Origin of the sequence: Comamonas sp. JNW, from assembly GCF_003105075.1 — a bacterium.
GTDB lineage: Bacteria > Pseudomonadota > Gammaproteobacteria > Burkholderiales > Burkholderiaceae_C > Comamonas > Comamonas squillarum.
Genome location: NZ_QETI01000011.1, coordinates 117255 through 144096, shown reverse-complemented (window position 1 = coordinate 144096; position 26842 = coordinate 117255). Strand labels below are relative to the sequence as shown.

Here is a 26842-nt window from a genome sequence, read left to right as displayed (position 1 = left end):
GTATTACACAGCCGCGGCGCCTGCGACGATTTCCGACAACTCGGTCGTAATCGCAGCCTGACGCGTCTTGTTGTAGATCAGCTTCAACTCGTTGATGACGTTGCCGGCGTTGTCGGTAGCGGCCTTCATGGCCACCATGCGCGCAGACTGCTCGGAAGCCATGTTGTCTGCAACGGCCGAATAGATCAGCGATTCCGCATAACGCACGAGCAGCTCGTCGATCACACTTTGCGCATCGGGCTCGTAGATGTAGTCCCAGCCGTGGGATGCAGCCGGTGCCGAGCCCTGGATCGCTTCTTGCGACAGGGGCAGCAACTGCTCCACAACCGAGTCCTGCTTCATCGTATTGATGAACTTGGTGTAGCACAAATAGACCGCGCTCAGCTTGCCCTCAGCGTACTGGTCGAGCAAAACCTTGGCCGGGCCGATCAGCGCATCCAGATGCGGCGTATCGCCCAAGGCGGTAGCGTTGGCCACCACCTTGACACCCACGCGCGTCAGAAAGCCCAGACCCTTGCTGCCAATGGCCACGGCTTCCGTGCTGACACCCGCAGATTGCAGTTCCTTGAGCTTGTTCGTCACGGCACGCAGCACATTGGTGTTCATGCCGCCGCACAGGCCCTTGTCAGTCGTCACCACGATCACACCCACCTTCTTGACGTCATTCGACACCATGAAGGGGTGGACATATTCGGGGTTTGCCTGGCTCAGGTGAGCTGCAATTGCGCGAATCTTCTCGCTGTATGGACGGGCTGCCTGCATCCGCTCCTGCGCCTTGCGCATTTTGGATGCGGCAACCATTTCCATGGCCTTGGTGATCTTCTTGGTGTTTTCCACCGATTTGATCTTGCCGCGTATTTCCTTGCCTGCTGCCATGATGACTCCTCGACCGGATTAAGCGAAGGACTTCTTGAATGCAGTGATCGCTGCAGTCAGTTCAGCTTCGTCCTTGCCTTCCTTGTCGAAAGCCTTCTTCTCGTTCAGACGGTCCACCAAGGCGCCGTAGCTGGTCTTGAGGAACTGGTGCAGACCCGATTCAAAAGGCAGGACCTTCTTGACTTCGATGTCGTCCATGAAACCCTTGTTCACGGCAAACAGCGAAGCGGCCATCAGAGCGACGGGCAGAGGGCTGTACTGGGCTTGCTTGAGCAGCTCGGTCACGCGGGCACCGCGGTCGAGTTGCTTGCGGGTTGCATCGTCCAGGTCAGAAGCGAACTGCGCGAAAGCAGCCAGTTCACGGTACTGCGCCAGGTCGGTACGGATACCGCCGGACAGGCCCTTGATCAGCTTGGTCTGAGCGGAACCACCCACGCGGGACACCGAGATACCGGCGTTGATAGCGGGACGGATACCGGCGTTGAACAGGCTGGTTTCCAGGAAGATCTGGCCGTCGGTGATCGAGATCACGTTGGTAGGCACGAAGGCCGACACGTCACCGGCTTGGGTTTCGATGATGGGCAGAGCCGTCAGCGAACCCGTCTTACCCTTGACTTCACCCTTGGTGAAGGCTTCCACGTAGTCCGCGTTCACGCGGGCTGCGCGCTCGAGCAGGCGGCTGTGGAGATAGAACACGTCGCCAGGGAACGCTTCGCGGCCTGGTGGACGGCGCAGCAGCAGCGACACTTGGCGGTAAGCGACGGCTTGCTTGGACAGGTCGTCATACACGATCAGGGCGTCTTGGCCACGGTCGCGGAAGTACTCACCCATCGTGCAACCCGAGTAGGCCGACACGTACTGCATGGCAGCGGATTCAGAAGCGGTAGCGGCCACGACGATGGTGTATTCCATCGCGCCAGCTTGCTCCAGCGCACGCACCACGTTCTTGACCGACGAAGCCTTCTGACCAATGGCCACGTACACGCAGGTAACGCCTTGGCCCTTTTGGTTGATGATGGCGTCGATCGCGACAGCGGTCTTACCGGTCTGGCGGTCACCAATGATCAGCTCGCGCTGGCCACGGCCCACGGGCACCATCGCGTCGATGGACTTGATACCCGATTGCAGGGGCTGGTCCACGGATTGACGGGCGATAACACCAGGCGCAACCTTTTCGATCACGTCGGTCATCTTGGCGTTGATAGGACCCTTGCCGTCGATAGGCTGGCCCAGTGCGTTCACCACGCGACCGACCAGTTCCGGGCCCACGGGCACTTCCAGAATACGGCCGGTGCACTTGACGATGTCGCCTTCCGAGATATGGGTGTACTCACCCAGAATCACGGCGCCAACCGAGTCACGCTCCAGGTTCAGAGCCAGACCGAAGGAAGGTTGACCATCGGCGGTGGCTGGGAATTCCAGCATTTCGCCGGCCATCACATCGGACAGGCCGTGCACGCGCACGATACCGTCGGTCACCGACACCACCGTACCTTGGTTACGGATATCGGAATTGCCTGACAGACCCTCAATGCGGCTCTTGATCAGTTCAGAAATTTCTGCGGGATTGAGTTGCATTACTCACTCCTTTTCATGGTTTAGCCGAATCCTCGAACTGCTTTAAGCAGTGAGGGTTGCTTTCATTTGTTCCAGACGGGCCTTGACCGAGGTGTCAAGCACCTCGTCACCCACCACAACGCGAACGCCGCCAATCAGCGACTCGTCCACGGTGGTGCTCAGATTCAGTGGGCGGCCAAAGCGTTTTTCCAGCACGGTGCCCAGCGCATTCAATGCGGAGTCATCCATGGGGAAGGCGCTGTACACCAGCGCATCGGACGAACCGTTGTTACGGTTCACCAGCGCGCGAAATTGCGAGGCCACTTCAGGCAGCGCATCCAGACGGCGGTTTTCCACCACCGTGCGCAGGAAGTTGCGCGCCAGGTCTGACAAGGCCCAACCGCGTGCCAGCGTCACACCGGCCATCACATCGATCACCTGTTCGTTGGTGACGTTGGGATTGTCGGCCAGCAGGCGCATTTCCGGATCGGCGGCAATCGCCGCCAGTTCGTCCGTCCAAGACAGGGCATCGTTCAGGCCAACACTCTTTTCAGTGCAGGCCTTGAACAAGGCTTCAGCGTAAGGACGGGCAATGGTGGCGAGTTCTGCCATTTCGTTGCTTCCTTACAGCTCAGTCTTCAGGCGATTGAGCAAATCACTGTGTACCGCAGGATTGACTTCCTTGCGGAGAATCTGCTCAGCACCCTTGACAGCCAAAGCAGCAACTTGCTCGCGCAGCGATTCGCGCGCCTGGATCACTTGCTGCTCGGCATCTGCACGAGCGGCGGCAATGATCTTGTTGCCTTCTTCGGTAGCACGGGCCTTGGCCTCTTCTACGATTGCTTGGGCACGACGGTCTGCGTCCGCGATACGCGACGCTGTCTCATTGCGGGTTGCGGAAAGTTCTTCCTCAACGCGCTTGTTCACAGCTGTCAACTCGGACTTTGCCTTATCGGCAGCAGCAAGACCATCGGCGATTTTCTTTGCTCGCTCATCCAACGCCTTGGCAATAGGTGGCCACACGAATTTCATCGTGAAGAGCACCAGAATCAAGAAGACAATGGCCTGAACGAACAGGGTCGCGTTAATACTCACGGCAACACCTTTCTATCTACGGCGTTGATCGGAGCTTAGGCCAGTTGGAACGGGTTGGCGAAAGCGAACAGCAGAGCGATAGCAACACCGATCAGGAATGCAGCGTCGATCAGACCAGCCAAGATGAACATCTTGGTTTGCAGTTCGTTGATCAGCTCAGGCTGACGTGCCGACGATTCCAGGAACTTGCCGCCCATCAGAGCAATACCGATCGAAGCGCCAATAGCGCCCAGACCAACAATCAGACCACAAGCCAGAGCGACGAGACCGAGAACGTTTTCCATGATGACTCCTGAGAAAAAAAAGAAAGGTTAAGAGAAAAAGGAAAGGGAACAGTTAGTGAGCTTCATGTGCCTGGCCGAGGTAAATCAGCGTCAGCATCATGAAAATGAAGGCCTGCAGAGTAATCACCAGAATGTGGAAGATCGCCCAGATCGTGCCTGCAATGATGTGCCCCACGGGGAGCAACACACCAGAGAGCGACATAGCGGCTGCGCCACCCATCAGGGCAATCAGCATGAACACCAACTCACCAGCGTACATGTTGCCGAACAGTCGCATACCGTGCGACACCGTCTTGGCAACGTATTCAATAATCTGCATCAGCAGGTTGACGATGCCGAGAATCACGGCAAAGACAGGATTCTTGCTGGTACCAAAAGGTGCGGACACCAGTTCGTGCGCCCAGCCGCCCAGACCCTTGATCTTGACGCTGTAGTACAGGCACAGGATCAGCACGGCCGTTGACAGACCCAGGGTGGTCGACAGATCGGCGGTAGGCACGACACGCAGATAGGCGTGGTGGTCACCGGTAGCGCCTTGCCACAGCAGGGGCAGCAGGTCGACCGGCAGCATATCCATCGCGTTCATCAGGAAAATCCAGACGAAGACGGTGAGCGCCAGAGGAGCGATGAACTTGCGCGATTGGGCGTTGTGGATATTGGCCTTGGCCTGGTTATCCACCATCTCGACCAGCATCTCGACTGCTGCCTGGAAACGACCAGGCACGCCGGAGGTGGCCGTGCGCGCGGCCAGCCACATCACAAAGATGCCCAGCACGCCCAGGATCACGCTCACTGAGATCGAATCAAGGTTGACCACCGAGAAATCGATGATCGACTTTTGCTTGATATTCTGAAGATGCTGCAAGTGGTGAACGATGTATTCACTTGCAGTGGGTGCATTCGCTTCTGCGGCCATCGGACAACTCTTCTTCTCAATTACAAAATTTTTGCAGATCTGGTCAGCAGCCAAAGCGCCAACCAGTACGTCTTCATCACTACAACCAGACCCAACACCAGCGCCAACCAGTTGAGTCCCGGCACCACCAGGGGCGCCAGCAGTAGCAGCACCACGGTCAGCACCAATTTTGCGATCTCCAAACCAAAGAACCGGACCATCGCAAGATTCTCTTGCCCAGCCCCCAGATGCAGCCGCAATCCACGTGCAAAAAAGGCAGCAGGAATCACCACCGCCGCCGCACCGTATGCCACCGACCACATCCATCCGGCCCGCTGCGTCACCAGACCCACCAACACGGTGAGCACCACCCCGACAACCAGCTGCCACTTCACCACACGCACCACCGATACCGGCGGATGGCGCTGGCGCCACTCTGCTGCTTCTTGAGCAGTCAGGGGCTTGAAGTCCGATTCTTCGGCCACATGTTCTTCTTGTGGAGCATTTGTTGTCATAGTGTTGGCTCCCGGGCAGAACAACCTAGCCAAAGCCTGCGATTATAAGGATAAACCCGTTGCAAACGGGAAGCGTTTTGTTGCGCGTCTGTTTTTTTGCGTCACACAAGCCCCCATCCAGCCCCTTTTGACGTCAGCTGCATCCGACAAATTCCACACCATGAAGATGGCTTATCGACTGATGGCACATCACTTGCAAGCTTCTGTTTTAATAGCAAAATGAGCACCAACACACCTGCTGCAGACCCCAGCGATTCCGGCACCGATCCTCGCAAAGATTCCCTGATCGAATACCCCTCAGACTTTCCGATTAAAGTGATGGGGCTCAACCAGGACGGCTTTGTCCACGCGGTCACCGCCATCGCCAAGGAACACGACCCTTTCTTCGACGCCAGCAAGGTAGAGCTGCGCCCCAGCAGCGGCGACAAGTACCTGGGTGTCACCATCACCGTGACGGCCACCAGCCGCGAACAGCTCGACAACCTCTACCGGGCGCTCACCTCCAGCCCCCTGGTCAAGGTCGTACTGTAAGCGCACCTTGTTGTCACCTTTGTGAACCTTGCCGGCCCGTTGCGGCCGCTTTTCGCCATGCAGACCCGCTTTCTTGGCCAGGCCGATTACGAGACCACGCTGCACGCCATGCAGCAATTCACTGCGCAGCGCACGCCGCAAACGCCCGATGAGCTGTGGATGTGTGAGCATGCGGCCACTTTCACCCAGGGCATTGCGGGCCTGCCCAGCCATCTGTTGCATACAGGCGACATTCCAGTGGTACAAACCAACCGGGGCGGCCAGGTCACCTACCATGGCCCGGGGCAAGTGGTCGCTTACCCGCTGATCGATCTGCAGCGTGCCGGCTACTTCGTCAAAGAATATGTATTCCGCATTGAAGAGGCGGTGATCCGCACCCTCGCCTCGCTGGGCGTTACCGGCCACCGCGTGGCGGGGGCCCCCGGCATCTATGTGCGCCTCGATGACCCCTTCTCCCACGCGATGCTGGCCCAGCGCCCGGTGCAGCGCGATGGCACCAGCCCCGCACCCGAGCCGGTGTTTGACGGCCTGGGCAAGATTGCCGCGCTGGGCATCAAGATCACCCGCCACTGCAGCTACCATGGTGTGGCCCTGAATGTAAAGATGGACCTGGAACCCTACCACCGCATCAACCCTTGCGGCTATGCCGGGCTGCAAACCGTCGATCTTTCTACAATTGGGGTTAACGCCGACTGGGAGGACGTGGCCAAGACCTTGGCGCGCGAGCTGTCCTCCCGCTTGGCGACTGCCGGTTCTGCATAAGCGGGTGCCGCAGCGCACGCCCTGGTCCCCACCAAGGGGCGGCGCAGCAGCCTCGGGCCGTTCTTGCTCAGAGCCTACGGCCCCAGCGGGTTTGTGCGTGCATCTCGCACAGAACGCGGTGAAACAACTAAAGTGAGCATCATGAGCACCAATGAAGTCGTGCGCGAAGCACAGTCCGCTGCCACCTACAACCCGCTGGCCAAGCAAAAGGCGGCCGCCAAACTGGCGCGCATCCCCGTCAAGGTCCAGCAAGCCGAGGTGCTGAAAAAGCCCGATTGGATCCGCGTCAAGGCCGGCAGCCCCACGACCCGTTTCTACGAGATCAAGGACATCCTGCGCCAGAACAACCTGCACACCGTCTGCGAAGAGGCCAGCTGCCCCAACATCGGCGAGTGCTTTGGCAAGGGCACGGCGACCTTCATGATCATGGGCGACAAGTGCACGCGCCGCTGCCCGTTCTGCGACGTGGGCCATGGCCGCCCCGACCCGCTCGATCTGAACGAGCCGCTGAACCTGGCGCGCACCATTGCCGCACTGCGCCTCAAGTATGTGGTGATCACCAGCGTCGACCGCGATGACCTGCGCGACGGCGGCTCGGGCCACTTTGTCGAGTGCATCAAGAACATCCGCGAGCTCTCGCCCACGACCCAGATCGAGATCCTGGTGCCGGACTTCCGCGGCCGCGATGACCGCGCGCTGGAAATCCTCAAGGCTGCCCCACCCGATGTGATGAACCACAACCTGGAAACCGCACCGCGCCTGTACAAGGAAGCGCGCCCCGGCTCCGACTACCAGTTCAGCCTGAACCTGCTCAAGAAGTTCAAGGACCTGCATCCGAGCGTGCCGACCAAGAGCGGCATCATGGTCGGCCTGGGCGAGACGGATGAGGAAATCCTGCAGGTGATGCGCGACATGCGCGCCCACAACATCGACATGCTGACCATCGGCCAGTACCTGGCTCCCTCGAACAGCCACCTGCCGGTGCGCCGCTATGTGCACCCCGACACCTTCAAGATGTTTGAAGAAGAGGCCTACAAGATGGGCTTCACCCATGCCGCCGTGGGCGCGATGGTGCGCTCGAGCTACCACGCCGACCAGCAGGCACACGCGGCTGGCGTGTAAACGCGCGGTGTTCATCACAGCAAAAGGCTGCCTACCGGGCAGCCTTTTTGCGTTGGGGCTCGCGCCAGAGTCGCAGTCTTAACCCAGCGCCGCGCTGCTGCCCACCACCACCGCATACAGGTCGCCGATGGTGGCCATCGCGCTTTGGTGCAGTTGCACGGCAGAGACCGAACCGGCAGCCGACTGCAGCGCGCGGGTGGCACAGGCATTGGCAACGACGGTGGCGCGCTTGCCGCGCAGGAAGGCGCCTTCGGCGGTGAAGGTGACGCACATATGGCTCATGAAACCGATGATCACCAGCTGCGCGTTGCCGGCAGCATCGACGTGCTCGGCCAGATCGGTGTTGTGGAAGGAATTGGGAGCGGTCTTGACGACGACCGGCTCCCCGGCCTGCGGCGCCACGCTGGCATGGATCTGGCCGATCTCGGCGCGGATGTCATACGGCGAGCCCGCGCCGCCATCATGCATCACATGGATCACCTTGGCGCCGACCGCGCGGGCCTGGGCCAGCAGGCGGGATGCGGCGTCCAGCGCGGCCTCCCAGCCTTCGAGCGCCATCACGCCCTGGGTGTAGGTGTTCTGGTAGTCGACCAGAATCAGGGTCGACTGGGCCAGGACCGCGGGCTTGGCGTCAAGTTGGTTGAGTTCGCGTAAAGTGCTGGTATGCATGGTGGTGGCCTGGTGTAGAGGGTTGACCGCCACCGGCAGTGGTGGCGGCATGGATGCATCTTAGGGACAGCCCCCGCTTCGGACAATGCCGTCTTTGCCGCAGAAACCGACACCCGCCTTGAACGAAAGAACGCATGCCGCACCCTGAACGCCTGATGGTGATCGTGTTGTTTGACCGGGTTGACCTGCTCGACATCAGCGGCCCGCCCGAGGTATTTGCATTGCTGCAGCGCGAGATGGAAGCGCCCTGCGGCTACCAGGTGCTGCTGGCTGCAGAGTCACTGGACCCGGTCACCACCGCTGCAGGCGTGCGCGTGCTGCCCGACATACGCCTGGATAGCCTGCAGCACCAGGCCATTGATACCTTGATCGTGCCGGGCTCGGTCGACACCGATGCCAAGGGCCGCGTGCAGGCGCTGGCCGATCCGGCTGTCGTCCAATGGGTGCAGACGTTGGCGGGACAGTCCCGGCGCGTGGCCTCGGTCTGTGTCGGCGCCCATATTCTGGCCGCCGCCGGCCTGCTCGACGGCAGGGAGGCCACAACGCACTGGTCCACGGCCGCGCAGCTGGCCCAGGACCATCCCTGCATCCGCGTCGATGCCGACCGCATCTACATCCAGCAGGGCCACATCTGGACCGGTGCGGGCCTGACCACCTGCCTGGACCTGGCGCTGGCCTTGGTGGCCGAGGATTTTGGCAACACCTTGGCGATGCGCGTGGCGCGCCAGCTGGTGATGTTCTTGAAACGCCCCGGCGGGCAAAGCCAGTTCAGCGTGATGCTCGAGCCGCTGTCGAGCACGCGCCGCATGGACAAGCTGCGCCAGTACATCGCCGAGCACCTGGGCCAGCCGCTGTCGATGCCCGACCTGGCCGAGCAGATGCATGTGAGCGACCGGCAGCTGGCCCGTATCTTCAAGACCGAGCTGGGCATGACACCGGCCGCCTACCTGGAAGCTGCGCGGGTGGAGGCAGCCCGCCAGCAGCTCGAGGCCACCGATGCCCCGCTGGAGCGGGTGGCCCAGACCTGCGGCTTCAACACCACCGACACGCTGCAGCGCGCGTTTCGCCGCCAGCTGGGCACGACACCGGGCCAGTACCGCAGCCGCTTTCGCACGCCGGCGGAGTAATCCCTGCGAAGGCCTTAGCTCTCCAACAGATCGGCCGGATTCTCGGCGTCGACGACCTGTTGGGCCCAGCCCACCAGGCGCCGCGTATCGGCCCGCAGCACCTGCTGCTTGATGGCCAGGATCTGCGCGGGCTGCATCGAAAAGCTGCGCAGCCCCAAGCCCAGCAGCAAGCGGGTCATCGCGGTATCGCCGGCCATTTCGCCGCAGACGCAGACATCCTTGCCGGCGGCGTTGGCCGCCTGGATGACCTCGGCCACCAGGCGCAGCACGGCGGGGTGGAAGGGGTCATAGAGCTGCGACACCGCCTCATCGGCCCGGTCGATCGCCAGCGTGTACTGGATCAGATCGTTGGTGCCGATCGAGAGGAAATCGAAGTACTTCAAAAAGGTGCGCACCGTCAGCGCCGCGGCCGGTATCTCGATCATCGCGCCCAGCTTGACCAGGCCCTGGGGCACATTGCGCTCGCGCAGCTCCTGCGAGGCTTGCTCGACCAGCGCCAGGGTCTGCTTGATCTCGCTGACATGGGCGAGCATTGGAAACAGCAATTGCACCGGGCCGTGCGCTGCGGCGCGCAAGATGGCGCGCAGCTGGGTGCGGAACATGTCCGGGTCGGCCAGACTGAAGCGGATGGCGCGCAAGCCCAGCGCCGGGTTGAGGTAGTAGTCCTTGGGCTGGGCCTTGTCCAGCGGCTTGTCGGCGCCCACGTCGAGTGTGCGGATCGTCACCGGCATGCCCTGCATGCCCTCGAGCGCTTCGCGGTAGGCGCGGTACTGCTCTTCTTCATCGGGCACCTTGCCGCTCCGCCCCATGAAGAGAAATTCGGTGCGGAACAGCCCCACGCCCACGGCACCCGCTTTAACTGCGGCCGGGCCATCGCCGGGTTGCTCGATATTGGCCAGCAGCTCGATGCGCTCGCCATCGATGGTGATGGAGGGCGTATCGCGCAGGCGCGAGAGGCGCTCGCGCTCCAGGCGCATCTGGCGCTGCTTGAAGCGGTACTCCTCCAGCAGGATCGGCGAGGGATCGACGATCACCTCCCCGGCATCGCCGTCGATGATGACCCAGTCATCGGCGCGGATGAGCTGGCTGGCCGTGCGTGCGCCCACAACGGCCGGAATATCCATGCTGCGCGCGACGATGGCGGTGTGGCTGGTCTTGCCGCCCACGGCCGTGACGAACCCGGAAAACACGCTTTGCTTGAACTGCAGCATGTCGGCCGGCGAGAGGTCATTGGCGATCAGCACCATCGGCGCATCGCGCTCATCGGCCACCCAGTCGTGCTGCCCCTCCTGCACGCCCAGCGGCGTGCTGACGGGCGCCGCCACCGGGCTGGAGACGCCACGCATATGACGCAGCACGCGCTCGACCACCTGCTCGAGATCGCCTTTGCGCTCACGCAGGTACTCGTCGTCCATCTCGTCAAACTGGCGGCACAGCAGCTCCAGCTGCGCGGTCAGCGCCCATTCGGCGTTGTAGAGGCGCTCGCTGATCAGTTGGCGCACGCCCGAGGACAGCATGTCGTCCTGCACCAGCATCAGGTGCACATCCAGGAGCGGCTCGAGCTCCTGCGGGGCATCGACCCCCAGGTCGCCGCGCAGGCGCTGCAGCTCTTCGATCACTGCCAGCCGCCCTTTGCGCACACGCTCGATCTCGCGCGCCACCTGGTCGGGCTCGATCAGGTAATGGGTCACCTCCAGGTGGCTGGACGCCGCCATGACGGCCCGGCCAATGGCAATCCCCCGGGCCACTGCAATTCCATGGATGGCAAATGTCATGCGGATCTTCCTCTTCGCTGGCGCGCTCGTTGCGCCAAGCTGATTTATACGCCTGTCTCAGAAGACTGTACAAGCACGGGGGCTGGTAAAGCGCAGGGAAAGGCGGGCGTTCAGGTAAAGAGCGGCGCATGCCAGTGCCAGCTGGGCAACCTGCCAGCACCGACAGGCAGCGGCGTGCCTGGAAGGTCGTGGCCGGTGCGAAAAGCGAGCCCGCGCCGCTGCAGACGCCAGGCTGCGCCTTATTCGCCTTCGCCGAATTTGTCGTTGATGAGGGCCAGCAAGGCATCCATGGCCTGCTGCTCATCGGCGCCATCGGTCTCGATGGTCACCTCGGTGCCGATGCCGGCGGCCAGCATCATCACGCCCATGATGCTTTTGGCATTGACGCGGCGCTCGCCCCGCGTGATCCAAACCTCGCAGGCAAAACTGCCGGCCAGCTTGGTGAGTTTGGCAGACGCACGGGCATGCAGGCCCAGTTTATTGCTGATGGTGACTGCGGTCTTGATCATGTGCTCGGATATTTTGGTTCTGTGGCGTGTTCTGCGTCACCTGCATGATGCCCTGGCTGCCCCCTGCAATCGCCCGGGCCACGAGGCTGTCCAGCGCTTCTTGGCGATAGCACAGCGCGCGCAGCAGCATCGGCAGGTTGACACCGGCCACCAGCCTTGTAGATGCGCGGCGCTTGGCCAGCTCCTGGGCAATATTATGCGGGGTCGCGCCAAACACGTCGCTCAGCACCAGCACGGGGCCGCTGTGGCTGTGGTCGAGCATGGCCCGCGCCTCCTGCAGGCAGGCCACCGGATCGGCGCTGGCAGGCACATCCAGCGCCATCAGGTGCTCTCCGCTGTCGGGGAACACATGCGCGGCGCATTGCGCCAGCGCCTGGGCCAGCGGTGCATGGGCGATCAACAATATCCGGTTGCTCATCAAATCAAAAACCCAGAAGTTCTGTGAATGGGCATGCAGCAGGCGGCAATCCCGGCCCAGCCGTACCCTGCACCAGTGTAGCGATTTTGCGGCACTGCAACATTGGTAGTGTTGCTTAGCCAAGCGCCCGGGCTGGCCCGTGGCCAATCCGGCGACTCCTAACGCAGCTGCAGACCTTGGACAAAGCTCTGCAGCGCCTCAGCGGCCAAAGGCTCAGCGGACAGCACCAGGGCCTGGTACACGCGCACCTGCGGCCCTTCGGCGCGCGCAAACCAGCGTGCATTCGCATACACGGTGCGCCCCTGGTCATTGCGGCCCTGCCACTGCAGCTGGCGTGCCTGGGGCAGCGCCAAGGTACCGGGCAGTACAAAGGTCTCGCCGGGCAGCGGCTGCCAGGCATCGGCTATCTGCAGCTGCTGGTGCAGTGCCTTTTGCCAGTCAACCATCACCGAGGCCGCATCCTGCGGCTGCGCCAGGGCCACATGGGCCAGTGCATAGGTCGCCCCGTCGGCCTTGCAGCCTACCATCGACACGGCCAAGGTCTGCGTGCCCCAGGCCAGCTCACGCACCGCACGGTCAGGCTTGCAGGGCAGCATCAGGTCCAGCGGTGCATCGGCCAGGCGCACCACGCGCCAGTTCAGCGCCGGGCTGCAGGCGGCCAGCAGCATGGCAGTGGTGAGGATCAGGCGGCGGGCCAGGGGCATCCGGCCATTATGGGCACGGCACTGTGATGGTCAAGCCGTGCGCGCAGGTATGGCCAGCGTACTGCACCCGTCAGCAACACTGGTCGCATAATGACCACAGCGCCGAACTTTCGGCACCGCCTTGACTCCGAGCACCATGTCCCGAAAAACCTCCACCACCGTCCTCACCACGCTGGCCATCGCTGCGGCGATTGGCATTGGTGCCTTTGTCTACCAGGGCACGGGGCAGGCGGCCGCGCCCGAGAGCCGGTTTGTGCTGCTCAACGGCAGCACGCAGACGACGGCCGACATGAAGGGCAAGGTCACCCTGGTGAACTTCTGGGCCACCAGCTGCACCACCTGCGTGGCGGAAATGCCCGAGATCATCAAGACCTACGACAAGTACAAGGACCGTGGCTACGACACCATGGCAGTGGCCATGCACTACGACCCGCCCAGCTATGTCGTCAACTTTGCAGAGTCGCGCAAGCTGCCTTTCAAGGTCGCGATCGACAACACCGGCCAGATTGCCAAGGACTGGGGCGACATCCAACTCACCCCGACCACCTTTGTCGTGAACAAGCAGGGCCAGGTGGTCAAGCGCTATGTGGGCGCGCCCAATTTTGAGGAGCTGCACAAGCTGATCGACAAGCTGCTCGCAGAGACCTGAACCTTTGCAGCACCCCCCCAAGAAAACCGCCCTTGATAGGCGGTTTTTCAATGGCGCCTGCGATGGCGCGGGCGCTACACTGCACATTCCTTGACTAAGCGCCGCCGCTGTGGACCGACCTGAGATAACGTTCCTGCACCCCACCACACCGGAAGAGCTCGCCGTGACCCGCGAGATCTTTCGGGAATATGCCCAGTCACTGGATATTGATCTGGGTTTCCAGGGTTTTGAGGAAGAGCTGGCCGAGCTGCCCGGCGAATATGGCGACCCACGCGGCGACCTGGTGCTGGCGCTGGTGGAAGGCTCGGTCGCCGGCTGCTGCGCGCTGCGGCCCATGGACGACGTGGACTACAGCAACGCCTGCGAGATGAAGCGCCTCTATGTGCGCAAGGCCTTCCGGGGCTTTGGCCTGGGCCGCCAGCTGGTGGACTACACCATGGCCAGCGCGATCCGCCTGGGATATGACTGCATCCTGCTCGACACGTTGGACAGCATGGAGTCGGCCCGCGCGCTCTATGCCGATTTTGGCTTTGAAGAGATTCCGCCCTACTACCACAACCCCGTCGCCGGTACGCACTACCTCAAGGCCGACGTCCATCCCTGACCGCTGCGCTAGGAACAGCGCACTGCAGATACCGCTGCCAGCCACAAAAAAGCACGCCCAGGCGTGCTTTGTGCATTCCGGCCAGGCCCTGCAACGCCTTGCAGCGCAGCAGCAGCCCGATGTGGCCTTAGGCCTGCTTGGCTTGGGCCAGGATGGTGTCGGCATCGCTGACCGTGAACTGGCCAGGGGCTTCCACGTTCAGCTGCACCACCTTGCCATCCTTGACCAGCATGGAGTAGCGGTTGCTGCGCAGGCCCAGGCCCTTGCCGTTGAGGTCCAGCGTCAGGCCGGTGGCCTTGGCAAAGGCGGCATCGCCGTCACCAATCATGCGCACCTTGCCTTCGGTGTGCTGGTCCTTGCCCCAGGCGCCCATCACAAAGGCGTCATTGACGGACAGGCACCAGATTTCATCCACACCGGCGGCCTTGAAGGCGTCTGCCTTTTCCACGTAGCCAGGCAGGTGCTTGGCCGAGCAGGTCGGCGTGAAAGCGCCGGGCACCGCAAACAAAGCGATGGTCTTGCCAGCCGCTTCCTTGCTCACATCAAAGGCATTGGGGCCCAGGCTGCAGCCATTGCCTTCGACCGCCACAAACTCGCTCAGGGTTGCAGAGGGAAGCGAATCGCCAACTTTGATCATGGTGTACTCCTTGTAAATTGCCCATCAGGCAGTGATCCCGCCGGCCGGAGGGCCAAAACGGGCATAAAAAAACGACCCACAGATTGTGGGTCGTTTTTGAAGTTACGTTGGTGCAAGTCGCAAAAGACTTAAACCAAAGCAGCCTTTTGCACCAAGCGGGTAGCAACCCAGTTCTTGGTCTTGGAGAGCGGACGGCTCTCGGTGATCTCGATCGTATCGCCGGTGTTGTACTCGCCCTTTTCGTCGTGGGCGTGGTACTTGCTGGACTTGATCATGATCTTGTCGTAGATGGGGTGCTTCACGCGACGTTCTACCAGAACGGTCACGGTCTTTTCACGCTTATCGCTGACCACCTTGCCAATCAAGGTGCGCTTGAGGGATTTTTTAGCTTCCGTCATGTCGGCTCCTATTACTTGGCGGCTTGCTTTTCAGCAAGAATGGTCTTGGCACGTGCCACATCGCGGCGGGTAGCCTTGATGGTAGCGGTGTTGCCCAGTTGTTGCGTTGCCTTTTGCATGCGCAGACCAAAGTGAGCCTTTTGCAAGGACTTGATCTCGGCTTCCAGGCCAGCAACGTCTTTTTGGCGCAGTTCAGCAGCTTTCGTCATATCGATTTCTCCTGAATTTAAGCGCCAAGCTGACGGGTAACGAACGTGGTGCGCAGCGGCAGCTTGGCAGCAGCCAGGCGGAACGCTTCGCGGGCCAGTTCTTCGGGCACGCCAACGATTTCGAACACCATCTTACCGGGCTGAATTTCAGCCACGTAGTACTCTGGGTTGCCCTTACCGTTACCCATACGGACTTCGGCTGGCTTGGTCGAGATTGGCTTGTCAGGGAACACGCGGATCCAGATACGGCCACCACGCTTGACGTGACGGGAGATTGCACGACGTGCAGCCTCGATCTGGCGGGCCGTCAGGCGGCCACGGTCCGTGCATTTCAGGCCGAAATCACCGAACGCTACCGTGTTACCACGGGTTGCGATACCAGTGTTGCGACCCTTTTGCTCCTTGCGGTATTTGCGGCGAGCAGGTTGCAGCATAGTTATTCTCCTTTACCGTCCGCTGCTGTAGCGGGCGCGTCAGTCTTGCGAACGCGCTTAACGGAATCAGCACCAGCGCCGGCGGGCTTGTCGCTGCCGTCTGCAGGAGCCGTGTTACCACCAGCGGGGCGACGAGGGCCACGCGATGGACGATCGCCATTGCGGTTGTCACGACGAGGACCACGTGGACGACGCTCTTCTTCAGGACGTGGCGTTTCTGCGGCTGGCAGATCGTTACGACCCAGAGTGTCACCCTTGTAGACCCACACCTTCACGCCGATCACACCGTAGGTGGTCTTGGCTTCGGAGGTGCCGTAATCGATGTCGGCGCGCAGGGTGTGCAGTGGCACACGACCTTCGCGGTACCACTCGGTACGTGCGATTTCGATACCGTTGAGACGGCCCGACGACATGATCTTGATACCTTGAGCGCCCAGACGCATCGCGTTCTGCATCGCACGCTTCATGGCGCGACGGAACTGGATACGCTTTTCGAGCTGCTGGGTGATCGAGTCAGCGATCAGCTGGGCATCGATTTCAGGCTTGCGCACTTCTTCGATGTTCACAGCCACTGGCACGCCCAGGCGAGCAGCGAGTTCCTTCTTCAGGGCCTCGATGTCTTCACCCTTCTTGCCGATCACCACACCAGGACGCGCCGAGTAAATGGTGATGCGGGCGTTCTTGGCAGGACGCTCGATCAGAACGCGTGCCACGGCAGCGTTCTTCAGCTTCTCTTTCAGGTACTCACGAACCTTGATGTCTTCGGCCAGCATGCCGGCGAAATCACGGTTGCTTGCGTACCAGCGGCTAGACCAGTTACGGCTGACCGCCAGACGGAAGCCGGTAGGATGGATTTTTTGTCCCATGTTCTTCCTTTAGGCCTCAGTTACCCACGGTCACATAAATGTGGCAGGTAGGCTTGCTGATGCGGTTGCCGCGGCCCTTGGCGCGAGCGGTAAAACGCTTGAGCGTGGTGCCTTGCTCGACGAAGATGGTCTTGACCTTCAATTCGTCGATGTCAGCGCCGTCGTTGTGCTCAGCGTTGGCGATAGCGGACTCCAGAACCTTCTTGACGATCACGGCAGCTTTTTTCTGCGTGAATTCGAGAATGTTCAGAGCTTGGTCAACCTTCTTGCCGCGAATCAGATCCGCAACCAGACGGCCTTTGTCAACCGACAGGCGAACGCCGCGGAGGACTGCACGTGTTTCAGACATGGTCTACTCCTTATCGTTTCGCTTTTTTATCAGCGGGGTGACCCTTGAAGGTGCGCGTCAGGGCGAATTCGCCGAGCTTGTGGCCCACCATCTGGTCGGTTACATATACCGGTACGTGTTGCTTGCCGTTGTGCACGGCGATGGTCAGACCGATGAAATCGGGCAGAACCATGGAGCGACGCGACCAGGTCTTCACTGGTTTCTTGTCCTTGGTGGCGATGGCCTTTTCGACCTTTGCCAGCAAGTGATGGTCAACAAACGGACCCTTTTTAAGAGAACGAGTCATTTGCTACCCCTTACTTCTTACGGCGCGACACGATCATGGTCTGTGTGCGCTTGTTGTTACGGGTACGGTAGCCCTTCGTCAGATTGCCCCATGGGTCAACTGCGTGACGGCCTTCACCGGTCTTGCCTTCACCACCACCGTGTGGGTGATCGACAGGGTTCATCACCACACCGCGGACGGTAGGACGAATACCCATCCAACGCTTGACACCGGCCTTGCCCAGTTGGCGCAGGCTGTGTTCTTCGTTGGCGACTTCACCGATGGTTGCACGGCATTCGATATGGATCTTGCGAACTTCGCCCGAACGCATACGCACTTGGGCGTAAACGCCTTCGCGAGCCAGCAGGGTAGCCGAGGTACCAGCGGAACGGGCGATTTGTGCGCCAGCGCCGATCTTCAGCTCGATGCAGTGAATGGTCGAACCCACAGGGATGTTGCGGATCGGCAGGGTGTTACCCACGCGGATCGGTGCTTCAGAGCCACTGATGATGGTTGCGCCCACTTCCAGGTTACGCGGAGCGATCACATAACGACGCTCGCCGTCTGCGTAGCACACCAGAGCGATGTGAGCGGTACGGTTTGGATCGTATTCAATGCGTTCCACCTTGGCGGGGATGCCGTCCTTGGTGCGCTTGAAGTCCACCACACGGTAGTGGTGCTTGTGACCACCGCCCTTGTGACGGGTAGTGATGTGACCGTTGTTGTTGCGGCCTGCCTTTTGGAACTGAGGTTCCAGCAGAGGAGCGAAACCTTCGCCCTTGTGCAGATGGCCACGGGTCACCTTCACCACATGGCGTTGGCCGGGCGAAGTTGGTTTGAGCTTAATAACAGCCATGATTACGCAGCCTCCCCAGAGAGGTTCAGCTCTTGACCTGGCTTGAGCAGCACATAAGCCTTGCGCACGTTGTCGCGGCGGCCGATGGTCTTGCCAAAGCGCTTGGTCTTGCCCTTGGTGTTCACCACAGACACGCCCTTCACTTCGACCTTGAACAGCAGCTCAACAGCGGCCTTGATCTCGGGCTTGGTGGCGTTCTGCAGCACCTTGAATGTCACAGCGTTGGACTTTTCAGCAACCAGCGTGGCCTTTTCGGACACGATAGGAGCAACCAGCACTTGCATCAGACGACCTTCGTCGAACTTGCGTTCGGCGGGAGTAGGGTTCACACGGCTCATGCGAACATCTCCTTGAGTTTGTCGAGAGCGCCCTTGGTAACGAGCACTTTCTTGAATTGCACCAGCGACACTGGATCAGCGTAACGTGGCTCAACCACGAACACATTCTTCAGATTGCGCGAAGCGAGGTACATGTTTTCGTCCACTTCGTCGGCGATCACCATCACCGAGTCCAGGTTCATGGACTTGAACTTGTCAGCCAGTACCTTGGTCTTGGGCGAATCAACCGTCAGCGAATCAACCACAGCCAGGCGGCCTTCACGGGCCAGCTGCGAGAAGATGGATGCCATACCGGCGCGGTACATCTTCTTGTTGATCTTCTGCGTGAAGTTTTCATCAGGCAGATTCGGGAAGATGCGACCGCCGCCACGCCACAGAGGCGAAGACGACATACCAGCACGTGCACGGCCAGTACCCTTTTGTTTGAAAGGCTTGGCGGTGGTGTGACGGACCTGTTCGCGGTCCTTTTGAGCGCGTGTGCCTTGACGGCCGTTGGCGCGGTAAGCAACGATGATCTGGTGAATCAGGTCTTCATTGAAATCGCGACCAAACACGGTCTCAGGAGCGTCCACTTGGGAGGCTGCCTTACCTTGTTCGTTCAGGAGTTCGAGCTTCATTAGTTCGCTCCTTTAGCGGCTGCCTTGACAGCAGGACGCACGGTCACGAAGCCATTCTTCGAACCGGGGATTGCGCCCTTGATCAGCAGCAGTTGACGGGCTTCGTCGATACGAACCACGTCGAGATTCTGGGTAGTCACGGTCTCATCGCCCATGTGACCGGTCATGCGCTTACCGGGGAACACGCGACCTGGGTCTTGTGCCATACCGATCGAGCCGGGAACATTGTGCGAACGGCTGTTACCGTGAGAAGCACGTTGCGACTTGAAGTTGTGACGCTTGATGGTACCGGCGTAGCCCTTACCGATCGAGGTACCTTGCACGTCGACCTTTTGGCCCACTGCGAAGATCTCGGTCACTGGCAAGGATGCACCTGCGGCGTACTTGCCGGCGGTGTCAGCTTCAACGCGGAATTCCTGGGTGATTTCACCAGCTTCCACGCCTGCCTTGGCCAGGTGGCCAGCGGCTGGCTTGGTCACGCGCGAAGCGCGGCGTTGACCAAAAGTGACCTGCAGGGCCACGTAGCCGTCGTTCTCTTGGGTTTTGACCTGGGTCACGCGGTTGTTAGACACATCCACCACGGTGACAGGCACTGCATCGCCGTCATCCGTGAACAGGCGCATCATGCCTACCTTACGGCCCAGCAACCCGAGGGAGTTGCTTTGACTCATTTGTTGCTCCAAAACTTCCGCCACCGAAACTGCAATTGGCTCGGTGTTGCCCCTGGGTTTGACGCCACAGGCACGAAAGAAGGTTAATAAAAACTTCGCCTCTTACCACCAAAATGCCAGGCACATTGGATGTATAGATCACGAAGCCATAAATTCTAACGCGAACTTCCCAAATAGGCAAGTTCGCGTTAGAAAGGACAAGCAGCCACACCGGCAGGTGTGGCTTTCAGGCCTTATTGCAGTTTGATTTCGACGTCCACGCCGGCAGCCAGGTCCAGCTTCATCAGCGCGTCAACGGTCTTGTCGGTAGGATCGACAATGTCCATCAGGCGTTGGTGGGTGCGGATTTCCAGCTGGTCACGCGAAGTCTTGTTCACGTGGGGCGAACGCAGAATGTCAAAACGCTTCATGCGGGTTGGCAGTGGCACTGGACCCTTGACAATCGCGCCGGTGCGCTTGGCGGTTTCAACGATTTCAGCAGCGGACTGGTCGATCAACTTGTAATCGAAAGCCTTCAGGCGGATGCGGATTTTTTGCTTGGACATGGTTAATTCCCAGTTGTGCTAAGAATTAAGCAATGATCTTGGCAACCACGCCAGCGCCCACGGTACGGCCGCCTTCGCGAATAGCGAAACGCAGACCTTCTTCCATAGCGATGGGGTTGATCAGCTTGACGGTGATCGACACGTTATCGCCAGGCATCACCATTTCCTTGTCAGCTGGCAGCTCGATGGCGCCGGTCACGTCCGTGGTACGGAAGTAGAACTGAGGACGGTAGTTGTTGAAGAAGGGGGTGTGGCGGCCGCCTTCGTCCTTGCTCAGCACATACACTTCAGCGGTGAAGTGGGTGTGTGGCTTGATCGAGTTAGGCTTGCACAGCACTTGGCCACGCTCCACGTCTTCACGCTTGGTGCCGCGCAGCAGCAGGCCAACGTTGTCACCAGCTTGACCTTGGTCCAGCAGCTTGCGGAACATTTCCACGCCGGTCACGGTGGTCTTGACGGTATCCTTGATACCGACGATTTCGATTTCTTCGCCGACCTTGATGATACCGCGCTCGATACGGCCGGTCACCACGGTACCACGACCGGAGATGGAGAACACGTCTTCCACGGGCATCAGGAAAGCACCGTCCACAGCGCGCTCTGGCGTTGGGATGTAGGTGTCCAGCGCTTCAGCCAGACGCAGGATAGCGGGTTCACCCTTGTCGGATTGGTCGCCTTCCAGAGCCAGCTTAGCCGAGCCGCGGATGATGGGGGTGTCGTCACCTGGGAAATCGTACTTGTCCAGCAGTTCGCGGACTTCCATTTCCACCAGCTCCAGCAGCTCTTCGTCATCCACCATGTCGCACTTGTTCAGGAACACGATGATGTAAGGCACGCCCACCTGGCGAGCCAGCAGGATGTGTTCACGGGTCTGGGGCATGGGGCCGTCAGCAGCCGAGCAAACCAGAATAGCGCCGTCCATCTGGGCAGCGCCGGTGATCATGTTCTTCACATAGTCGGCGTGACCTGGGCAGTCCACGTGAGCGTAGTGGCGGTTAGCCGTTTCGTACTCAACGTGTGCGGTATTGATGGTGATGCCGCGTGCCTTTTCTTCAGGAGCAGCGTCGATTTCGTCGTACTTCTTGGCTTCGCCGCCGAACTTGGCAGACAGCACGGTTGCGATAGCAGCCGTCAGCGTGGTCTTGCCGTGGTCCACGTGACCAATGGTGCCCACGTTGACGTGCGGCTTGGTCCGTTCGAATTTACCTTTTGCCATGAGAATTCTCCAAATAAAGAGCAAAACCTGTGTTGGGTTTAACGTCTACACCGAATTGCTGGGTCGCTTCGCACAGGAAACAAAGCGGCACCCGGTCGTAGACAAAAAAGCGATCCGCACCTGGCAAGCCAGGTGCGGGCGCATATTTTAGGCCTTTGCGCGGGAAGCGACAATAGCCTCGGCCACATTACGTGGGGCTTCAGCGTAGTGCTTGAACTCCATCGTGTACGTAGCGCGGCCTTGCGTTTGCGAACGCAGCGACGTGGCGTAGCCGAACATTTCGGACAGTGGCACTTCTGCCTTGATGGCCTTGCCGCCACCGACCATGTCGTCCATGCCCTGCACCATACCGCGGCGGGAAGACAAGTCACCCATCACGGTACCGGCGTAGTCTTCAGGCGTTTCCACTTCCACGGCCATCATGGGCTCGAGGATCACGGGGCTGGCCTTGCGAGCAGCTTCCTTGAAACCGAAGATAGCGGCCATCTTGAACGCCATTTCGTTCGAGTCCACATCGTGGTACGAACCGAAGGTCAGCGTCACTTTGACGTCCACCACAGGGTAGCCAGCCAGCACGCCGGAGGTCAGCGCTTCGATCACGCCCTTTTCCACCGCAGGGATGTATTCGCGAGGAACCACACCGCCCTTGATGGCGTCGACGAACTCGAAGCCCTTGCCTGGCTCTTGCGGCTCAACCGTGAACACCACGTGACCGTACTGGCCCTTACCGCCGGACTGGCGAACGAACTTGCCGTCCACGTCCACCACCTTTTGGCGAATCGTTTCGCGGTAGGCCACTTGGGGCTTGCCCACGTTGGCTTCCACGTTGAATTCACGCTTCATGCGGTCAACGATAATTTCCAGGTGCAGCTCGCCCATACCGGCGATGATGGTCTGACCCGATTCTTCGTCGGAGCGCACGCGGAACGATGGATCTTCTGCAGCCAGACGCGACAGAGCGATACCCATCTTTTCCTGGTCGGCCTTCGACTTGGGTTCCACAGCCTGTGCAATCACGGGCTCTGGGAACACCATGCGTTCGAGCACGATAGGCGAAGCCACGTCGCACAGGGTTTCACCGGTGGTCACGTCCTTCAGGCCCACGCAAGCGGCGATGTCACCGGCGCGGATTTCGTCCACTTCGATACGGTCGTTCGCCATCATCTGCACGATACGGCCGATACGCTCTTTCTTGCCCTTGACCGAGTTGTACACGGTGTCGCCCTTGGACAGAACGCCGGAGTACACACGCACGAAGGTCAACTGGCCCACGAACGGGTCAGTCATCAGCTTGAACGCCAGAGCGGAGAACTTCTCGCCGTCGTCCGCCTTGCGGGTCAGCTTCTTTTCTTCGTCTTCTGGGTCGGTACCAGCCACGTCAGGGATGTCCACTGGCGAAGGCAGGTAGTCGATCACGGCGTCCAGCATGCGCTGCACACCCTTGTTCTTGAACGCGGTGCCGCACAGCATTGGCTGGATTTCGGTCGACAGCGTGCGGGCGCGGATACCGGCCTTCACGTCTTCTTCCGACAAGGTACCTTCTTCCAGGTACTTGTTCATCAACTCTTCCGACGCTTCGGCAGCCGATTCCACCAGGTTTTCACGCCACTTGTTGGCGGTCTCGACCAGGTCTGCAGGAATGTCAGCGTATTCGAACTTCATGCCCTGGGACGCTTCGTCCCAGATGATGGCCTTCATCTTGACCAGATCGACCACGCCGGTGAAGTTGTCTTCAGCGCCGATTGGGATCACCACGGGCACGGGGTTGGCCTTCAAGCGCAGCTTCATCTGGTCGTAGACCTTGTAGAAGTTGGCACCGGTACGGTCCATCTTGTTCACAAAGGCCAGACGTGGCACCTTGTACTTGTTGGCTTGACGCCACACGGTTTCGGACTGGGGCTGCACGCCACCCACAGCGCAGTACACCATGCAAGCACCGTCGAGCACGCGCATGGAACGTTCCACTTCAATCGTGAAGTCCACGTGGCCGGGGGTGTCGATGATGTTGAAGCGGTGTTCTGGGTAGGACATGTCCATACCCTTCCAGAAGCAGGTCACTGCAGCGGAAGTGATGGTAATGCCACGCTCTTGCTCTTGCTCCATCCAGTCGGTGGTAGCAGCGCCGTCGTGCACTTCGCCCAGCTTGTGGGTCACGCCGGTGTAAAACAGGATACGTTCGGTCGTGGTGGTTTTACCTGCGTCGATGTGCGCAGAAATACCGATATTGCGGTAGCGCTCGATGGGGGTCTTGCGAGCCATGGTTGATCCTTTGTTGATCAGTAAGTGTGGAGGCGATGCGGACTGGCGGATTGCGCAGGCATCAGCCTACGATGTGAGGGCAGTCTCAATCCGAGCAAGGCCGCAGGCAAAAATTGTTGCATGCGGCCTTTGCAATATCGAGACAGATCTCGCGCAGCTTAGAAGCGGAAGTGGCTGAATGCCTTGTTGGCTTCGGCCATACGGTGCACTTCGTCACGACGCTTCATCGCGCCGCCACGGCCTTCGGTGGCTTCCAGCAGTTCGTTGGCCAGGCGTTGGGCCATGGACTTTTCACCGCGCTTGCGAGCAGCTTCCTTGATCCAGCGCATGGACAGAGCCAGACGACGGACAGGACGCACTTCCACTGGCACCTGGTAGTTGGCACCGCCAACACGGCGCGACTTCACTTCGACCATGGGCTTGACGTTGTTGATGGCAACAACGAAAGCTTCCAGCGGGTCTTTATCAGGGTGCTTCTTCTCGATCAGTTCCAGAGCGCCGTAAATGATGCGCTCAGCAACTGCCTTCTTGCCGCCTTCCATGATCACGTTCATGAATTTGGACAGCTCTACATTGCCGAACTTTGGATCCGGCAGAATTTCACGTTTGGGGACTTCGCGACGACGTGGCATTTCTTTACCTCTATCTTTGCTTCAGTTGGCATCTTTTCAGACACCGCGAGAGCCAATCAAGGACTCCCACTTACTCGACCCACACAAAACACTTGCGCTTGGGGTCACTACGCTGAATCTCGCGCCACGCGGGACACAGCACCTTTGTATTCGTTCAAAAAACCAGGGCTTACTTGGCCTTAGGCTTCTTGGCACCGTACTTCGAACGGGACTGCTTACGGTCCTTGACGCCTTGCAGGTCAAGCGAACCGCGCACGATGTGGTAACGCACACCTGGCAAGTCCTTCACACGGCCACCGCGCACCAGCACAACGCTGTGCTCTTGCAGGTTGTGGCCTTCACCGCCGATGTACGAAATGACTTCGAAACCGTTGGTCAGACGAACCTTGGCCACCTTACGCAAAGCCGAGTTAGGCTTCTTAGGCGTCGTGGTGTACACACGGGTGCACACGCCGCGGCGCTGGGGGCAGTTTTCCATAGCAGGGCTCTTGGATTTAACAACTTCTACCGTGCGGCCCTGACGCACGAGTTGGTTAATGGTTGGCATTAATAAACGTCCCTAAACGTGAAATTACCGTGAACTTACCGTGATTTGCTGCCAGCCCCTTGCCCCAAAGGCAAAGACGGCAGCCCCTTCGGAAATTCCGAAAAGCCCTCTAATGTACCACCTGACTCCAAATTGAGCAAATGGTTTGGACCCAAGGCCACTGCCCGGTGGCCGCCATCGGGGCACTTTCTTCAGGCAGGGCCCAACAGCTCTGCTTTAGCTGCTCTCATTTTTGCAAGCACAGAAACCACAAAGCGTGCCAGGGGCACGCTTTGCAGAGGGGTGGACTGGGCGTCTGCCGGGCCTTAGAACCTGTTCAAAGTCTCCTCGCGCCGCGACAGTGTCTTTGCGGGATGGGATGCTAGGGGGGGGCGCCCAGCCGCGCAATACCGCAGCAATAGCCCGGCTATTGCGAGGATTTGCAACGACGCAGACCGCCCCTGCCCGGGCGGCCCTAGCCGGGCGCCCCTTCCCGGGCAGCGCAAAGCCACTATCCCTACGGGTTGGAGTGAAATCGGGCGATTTCTGCGCGCTGGCCCTTGCTTGCACCCCGGTGCAAGCTGCGTTCCATCCCTTCGAACTCATCCCGATTGCACTCCAACGCGGCTGCGTAGAGACTTTGAACAGGTTCTTATAGGGCCGGCATCAGCACCGCTTTACTTGATCCACAGACGGATCGCATCCCAGGCGCGGCCAAAGATGCCCGCTTCTGCGACATCGTCGAGCGCCACCAGCGGCACCTCGGCCACTGGCTGGCCGCCTGCCATCACCTTCAAGGTGCCCAGCTTCTGGCCCTTGGTGAAGGGCGCAATCAGCGGCTCCTGGCTCACCACCTGGGTTTCGAGCTTGCCGCCGGTGCCCGCTGGCACATTCACGACGATGGGCGCCACGCTGCCGATCTTGACGGTGTCCTGCGCGCCCTTCCAGGCCTTGGGGGTCGCCACGGCCTGGCCGCCATCGAACAGCTTGACGGTGTCGAATGCGGTATAGCCCCAGTTCAATAGCTTCTGGCTTTCGTTGGCGCGGTCCTTGTCGCTGGCCGCTCCCAGCAGGATGGAGATCAGGCGGCGCTCGCCCGCATTGGGTACCTGGCGCTTGGCCGTAGAGACCAGGCAATAGCCGGCGGCATTGGTGTGGCCGGTCTTGAGGCCGTCCACCGTCGGGTCGCGGAACAACAAAGTATTACGATTGGTGCCGTTGGACTTGGGCGTGCCGGGGTAGAACCACTGCTTGGTCGCGTAGTAGTGCATGTACTCCGGGAAGTCCTTGATCAGGCGGTTGGCCAGAATGCTCAGGTCCTTGGCGGTCGTCGTGTGGCCCGGCTCGGTCAGGCCTTCGGGGTTCTTGTAGGCCGTGTTGGTCATGCCCAGCGCCTTGGCCTGCTCGTTCATCAGGCGCACAAAGTTCTCGGCCGTGCCGCCCACCGCTTCGGCCAGCGCCATCGTCGCATCGTTGCCCGATTGCACAATCATGCCGTGCAGCAGGTCATCCACCTTCACCTGCATCTTGGGGTCGATGAACATGCGCGAGCCGGGCATCTTCCAGGCGCGCTCGCTCACCGGCATGGTCTGCTCCAGGCTGATCTTCTTGTTGCGCAGCGCATCGAACACCACATAACCCGTCATCAGCTTGGTGAGCGAGGCCTGCTCGACCGGCGCATCCACATCCTTGGCCGCCAAGATCTGGCCGGTGGTCACGTCAAACAACAGGTAGTTGCGCGCCGCGATCTCGGGCGGCTGGGGCGCTGCCAATTGGGCAAAGGCCAGGGTGGGCGCCAGCAGCGCTGCTGCAGCCCAGTTACGCAGGGTGGGCATCAAGCTCGATTTCATGTCGTTCAACTCTTAGAAACAAGTGCCTGCAGCGCAGGATGGCTGGCCGCAGGATATCAAAAACAATAGCAATACTACACCA

General features: G+C 60.2%; 35 protein-coding genes. 6 read left to right on the top strand and 29 right to left on the bottom strand.

The genetic code is table 11. The features are described 5' to 3' along the window. Positions 1-3 precede the first annotated feature (3 nt). From atpG to DCO45_RS16455, 7 genes are read right to left on the bottom strand one after another with little or no spacing between them, the layout of a single operon-like run. On the bottom strand, positions 4-876 hold the full coding sequence (gene atpG, locus DCO45_RS16485) for a F0F1 ATP synthase subunit gamma (protein WP_021025619.1): 873 nt from the start codon (positions 874-876) through the stop codon (positions 4-6). 18 nt (positions 877-894) lie between these two features. Then, positions 895-2454 (bottom strand): F0F1 ATP synthase subunit alpha, encoded by a 1560-nt coding sequence (gene atpA / locus DCO45_RS16480; protein WP_116926832.1) that lies wholly within the window; start codon positions 2452-2454, stop codon positions 895-897. A 42-nt stretch (positions 2455-2496) separates the two neighbouring features. Further along, positions 2497-3045 carry a F0F1 ATP synthase subunit delta gene (locus DCO45_RS16475; protein WP_116926831.1) on the bottom strand — a complete coding sequence of 183 codons (549 nt, stop codon included), beginning with the start codon at positions 3043-3045 and terminating at the stop codon, positions 2497-2499. Positions 3046-3057: 12 nt separating this feature from the next. After that, positions 3058-3528, bottom strand: coding sequence for a F0F1 ATP synthase subunit B (locus tag DCO45_RS16470; protein ID WP_021025616.1), 471 nt, complete (start codon positions 3526-3528; stop codon positions 3058-3060). A 35-nt stretch (positions 3529-3563) separates the two neighbouring features. Continuing rightward, the gene (gene atpE, locus DCO45_RS16465) at positions 3564-3812 is read right to left on the bottom strand and encodes a F0F1 ATP synthase subunit C (protein ID WP_021025615.1); all 249 of its coding nucleotides are present in this window, start codon (positions 3810-3812) and stop codon (positions 3564-3566) included. A 52-nt stretch (positions 3813-3864) separates the two neighbouring features. Further along, a complete protein-coding gene (gene atpB / locus DCO45_RS16460; RefSeq protein WP_021025614.1) occupies positions 3865-4728 on the bottom strand; it encodes a F0F1 ATP synthase subunit A in 864 nt (287 codons plus the stop codon). A 20-nt stretch (positions 4729-4748) separates the two neighbouring features. After that, positions 4749-5222 (bottom strand): ATP synthase subunit I, encoded by a 474-nt coding sequence (locus DCO45_RS16455; protein ID WP_021025613.1) that lies wholly within the window; start codon positions 5220-5222, stop codon positions 4749-4751. A gap of 219 nt (positions 5223-5441) precedes the next feature. Between DCO45_RS16455 and DCO45_RS16450 the strand changes: the two genes are divergently transcribed. The 3 genes from DCO45_RS16450 (at position 5442) to lipA (ending at position 7637) form a co-directional block, all read left to right on the top strand. Then, entirely contained in the window at positions 5442-5753 is a 312-nt protein-coding gene (locus tag DCO45_RS16450; protein WP_116926830.1) for a DUF493 family protein, read from the top strand. A 57-nt stretch (positions 5754-5810) separates the two neighbouring features. Further along, positions 5811-6515, top strand: a complete 705-nt coding sequence (lipB, locus tag DCO45_RS16445) for a lipoyl(octanoyl) transferase LipB (protein WP_116926829.1) — start codon at positions 5811-5813, stop codon at positions 6513-6515. A 141-nt stretch (positions 6516-6656) separates the two neighbouring features. Next, entirely contained in the window at positions 6657-7637 is a 981-nt protein-coding gene (gene lipA / locus DCO45_RS16440; RefSeq protein WP_116926861.1) for a lipoyl synthase, read from the top strand. Positions 7638-7715: 78 nt separating this feature from the next. Here lipA and DCO45_RS16435 read toward each other — a convergent pair whose 3' ends face one another. Next, a complete protein-coding gene (locus DCO45_RS16435; RefSeq protein WP_243419387.1) occupies positions 7716-8357 on the bottom strand; it encodes a cysteine hydrolase family protein in 642 nt (213 codons plus the stop codon). Between the two features lie 83 nt (positions 8358-8440). On the opposite strand from DCO45_RS16435, the gene DCO45_RS16430 reads away from it, so the two are divergent. After that, the gene (locus DCO45_RS16430; protein ID WP_116926828.1) at positions 8441-9433 is read left to right on the top strand and encodes a helix-turn-helix domain-containing protein; all 993 of its coding nucleotides are present in this window, start codon (positions 8441-8443) and stop codon (positions 9431-9433) included. A 14-nt stretch (positions 9434-9447) separates the two neighbouring features. Here the strand turns inward: DCO45_RS16430 and ptsP are convergent, their stop codons facing one another. From ptsP to DCO45_RS16410, 4 genes are all read right to left on the bottom strand, one after another. Then, a complete protein-coding gene (gene ptsP, locus DCO45_RS16425; RefSeq protein ID WP_116926827.1) occupies positions 9448-11208 on the bottom strand; it encodes a phosphoenolpyruvate--protein phosphotransferase in 1761 nt (586 codons plus the stop codon). Positions 11209-11447: 239 nt separating this feature from the next. Then, on the bottom strand, positions 11448-11717 hold the full coding sequence (locus DCO45_RS16420; RefSeq protein ID WP_116926826.1) for an HPr family phosphocarrier protein: 270 nt from the start codon (positions 11715-11717) through the stop codon (positions 11448-11450). Continuing rightward, entirely contained in the window at positions 11686-12135 is a 450-nt protein-coding gene (locus DCO45_RS16415) for a PTS fructose transporter subunit IIA (RefSeq protein ID WP_116926825.1), read from the bottom strand. Before DCO45_RS16415 ends, DCO45_RS16420 begins: the two co-directional genes overlap by 32 nt. Before the next feature lie 158 nt (positions 12136-12293). Continuing rightward, on the bottom strand, positions 12294-12839 hold the full coding sequence (locus DCO45_RS16410) for a hypothetical protein (RefSeq protein WP_116926824.1): 546 nt from the start codon (positions 12837-12839) through the stop codon (positions 12294-12296). Between the two features lie 136 nt (positions 12840-12975). Between DCO45_RS16410 and DCO45_RS16405 the strand changes: the two genes are divergently transcribed. Further along, the gene (locus DCO45_RS16405; protein WP_116926823.1) at positions 12976-13488 is read left to right on the top strand and encodes a TlpA disulfide reductase family protein; all 513 of its coding nucleotides are present in this window, start codon (positions 12976-12978) and stop codon (positions 13486-13488) included. 109 nt (positions 13489-13597) lie between these two features. Then, positions 13598-14092 carry a GNAT family N-acetyltransferase gene (locus tag DCO45_RS16400; RefSeq protein ID WP_116926822.1) on the top strand — a complete coding sequence of 165 codons (495 nt, stop codon included), beginning with the start codon at positions 13598-13600 and terminating at the stop codon, positions 14090-14092. Between the two features lie 127 nt (positions 14093-14219). Here DCO45_RS16400 and DCO45_RS16395 read toward each other — a convergent pair whose 3' ends face one another. The 17 genes from DCO45_RS16395 to DCO45_RS16315 all read right to left on the bottom strand — a co-directional run bounded on the left by DCO45_RS16395 (position 14220) and on the right by DCO45_RS16315 (position 26760). Then, positions 14220-14729 carry a peroxiredoxin gene (locus DCO45_RS16395; protein WP_116926821.1) on the bottom strand — a complete coding sequence of 170 codons (510 nt, stop codon included), beginning with the start codon at positions 14727-14729 and terminating at the stop codon, positions 14220-14222. Positions 14730-14857: 128 nt separating this feature from the next. Next, the gene (rpsQ, locus tag DCO45_RS16390; protein WP_021025601.1) at positions 14858-15127 is read right to left on the bottom strand and encodes a 30S ribosomal protein S17; all 270 of its coding nucleotides are present in this window, start codon (positions 15125-15127) and stop codon (positions 14858-14860) included. Positions 15128-15138: 11 nt separating this feature from the next. Further along, positions 15139-15336: a 50S ribosomal protein L29 gene (gene rpmC / locus DCO45_RS16385; RefSeq protein ID WP_021025600.1), complete on the bottom strand. Its 198-nt coding sequence runs from the start codon at positions 15334-15336 to the stop codon at positions 15139-15141. Between the two features lie 17 nt (positions 15337-15353). Further along, positions 15354-15770 (bottom strand): 50S ribosomal protein L16, encoded by a 417-nt coding sequence (gene rplP, locus DCO45_RS16380; RefSeq protein ID WP_021025599.1) that lies wholly within the window; start codon positions 15768-15770, stop codon positions 15354-15356. A gap of 2 nt (positions 15771-15772) precedes the next feature. Continuing rightward, entirely contained in the window at positions 15773-16636 is an 864-nt protein-coding gene (rpsC, locus tag DCO45_RS16375) for a 30S ribosomal protein S3 (protein ID WP_021025598.1), read from the bottom strand. A gap of 16 nt (positions 16637-16652) precedes the next feature. Then, positions 16653-16985: a 50S ribosomal protein L22 gene (gene rplV / locus DCO45_RS16370; RefSeq protein WP_021025597.1), complete on the bottom strand. Its 333-nt coding sequence runs from the start codon at positions 16983-16985 to the stop codon at positions 16653-16655. A 10-nt stretch (positions 16986-16995) separates the two neighbouring features. After that, positions 16996-17271, bottom strand: a complete 276-nt coding sequence (gene rpsS / locus DCO45_RS16365; RefSeq protein WP_027010580.1) for a 30S ribosomal protein S19 — start codon at positions 17269-17271, stop codon at positions 16996-16998. A gap of 10 nt (positions 17272-17281) precedes the next feature. Continuing rightward, complete coding sequence (rplB, locus tag DCO45_RS16360) at positions 17282-18106, bottom strand: 50S ribosomal protein L2 (protein WP_021025595.1); 825 nt, start codon at positions 18104-18106, stop codon at positions 17282-17284. Positions 18107-18108: 2 nt separating this feature from the next. Next, positions 18109-18444 carry a 50S ribosomal protein L23 gene (rplW, locus tag DCO45_RS16355; RefSeq protein ID WP_021025594.1) on the bottom strand — a complete coding sequence of 112 codons (336 nt, stop codon included), beginning with the start codon at positions 18442-18444 and terminating at the stop codon, positions 18109-18111. Then, positions 18441-19061, bottom strand: coding sequence for a 50S ribosomal protein L4 (rplD, locus tag DCO45_RS16350; RefSeq protein ID WP_116926820.1), 621 nt, complete (start codon positions 19059-19061; stop codon positions 18441-18443). The genes rplW and rplD overlap by 4 nt, the downstream gene beginning before the upstream one ends. After that, on the bottom strand, positions 19061-19732 hold the full coding sequence (gene rplC / locus DCO45_RS16345; RefSeq protein ID WP_021025592.1) for a 50S ribosomal protein L3: 672 nt from the start codon (positions 19730-19732) through the stop codon (positions 19061-19063). Before rplC ends, rplD begins: the two co-directional genes overlap by 1 nt. Positions 19733-19965: 233 nt before the next feature. Continuing rightward, entirely contained in the window at positions 19966-20277 is a 312-nt protein-coding gene (gene rpsJ, locus DCO45_RS16340) for a 30S ribosomal protein S10 (protein ID WP_021025591.1), read from the bottom strand. Between the two features lie 25 nt (positions 20278-20302). After that, complete coding sequence (tuf, locus tag DCO45_RS16335) at positions 20303-21493, bottom strand: elongation factor Tu (RefSeq protein WP_116926819.1); 1191 nt, start codon at positions 21491-21493, stop codon at positions 20303-20305. 147 nt (positions 21494-21640) lie between these two features. Further along, the gene (gene fusA, locus DCO45_RS16330; RefSeq protein ID WP_116926818.1) at positions 21641-23752 is read right to left on the bottom strand and encodes an elongation factor G; all 2112 of its coding nucleotides are present in this window, start codon (positions 23750-23752) and stop codon (positions 21641-21643) included. Positions 23753-23910: 158 nt separating this feature from the next. Continuing rightward, positions 23911-24384 (bottom strand): 30S ribosomal protein S7, encoded by a 474-nt coding sequence (gene rpsG / locus DCO45_RS16325; protein WP_021026534.1) that lies wholly within the window; start codon positions 24382-24384, stop codon positions 23911-23913. Between the two features lie 169 nt (positions 24385-24553). Next, positions 24554-24931 carry a 30S ribosomal protein S12 gene (rpsL, locus tag DCO45_RS16320; protein ID WP_012202325.1) on the bottom strand — a complete coding sequence of 126 codons (378 nt, stop codon included), beginning with the start codon at positions 24929-24931 and terminating at the stop codon, positions 24554-24556. 656 nt (positions 24932-25587) lie between these two features. Further along, a complete protein-coding gene (locus DCO45_RS16315) occupies positions 25588-26760 on the bottom strand; it encodes a D-alanyl-D-alanine carboxypeptidase family protein (RefSeq protein WP_243419386.1) in 1173 nt (390 codons plus the stop codon). Positions 26761-26842: the final 82 nt, after the last annotated feature.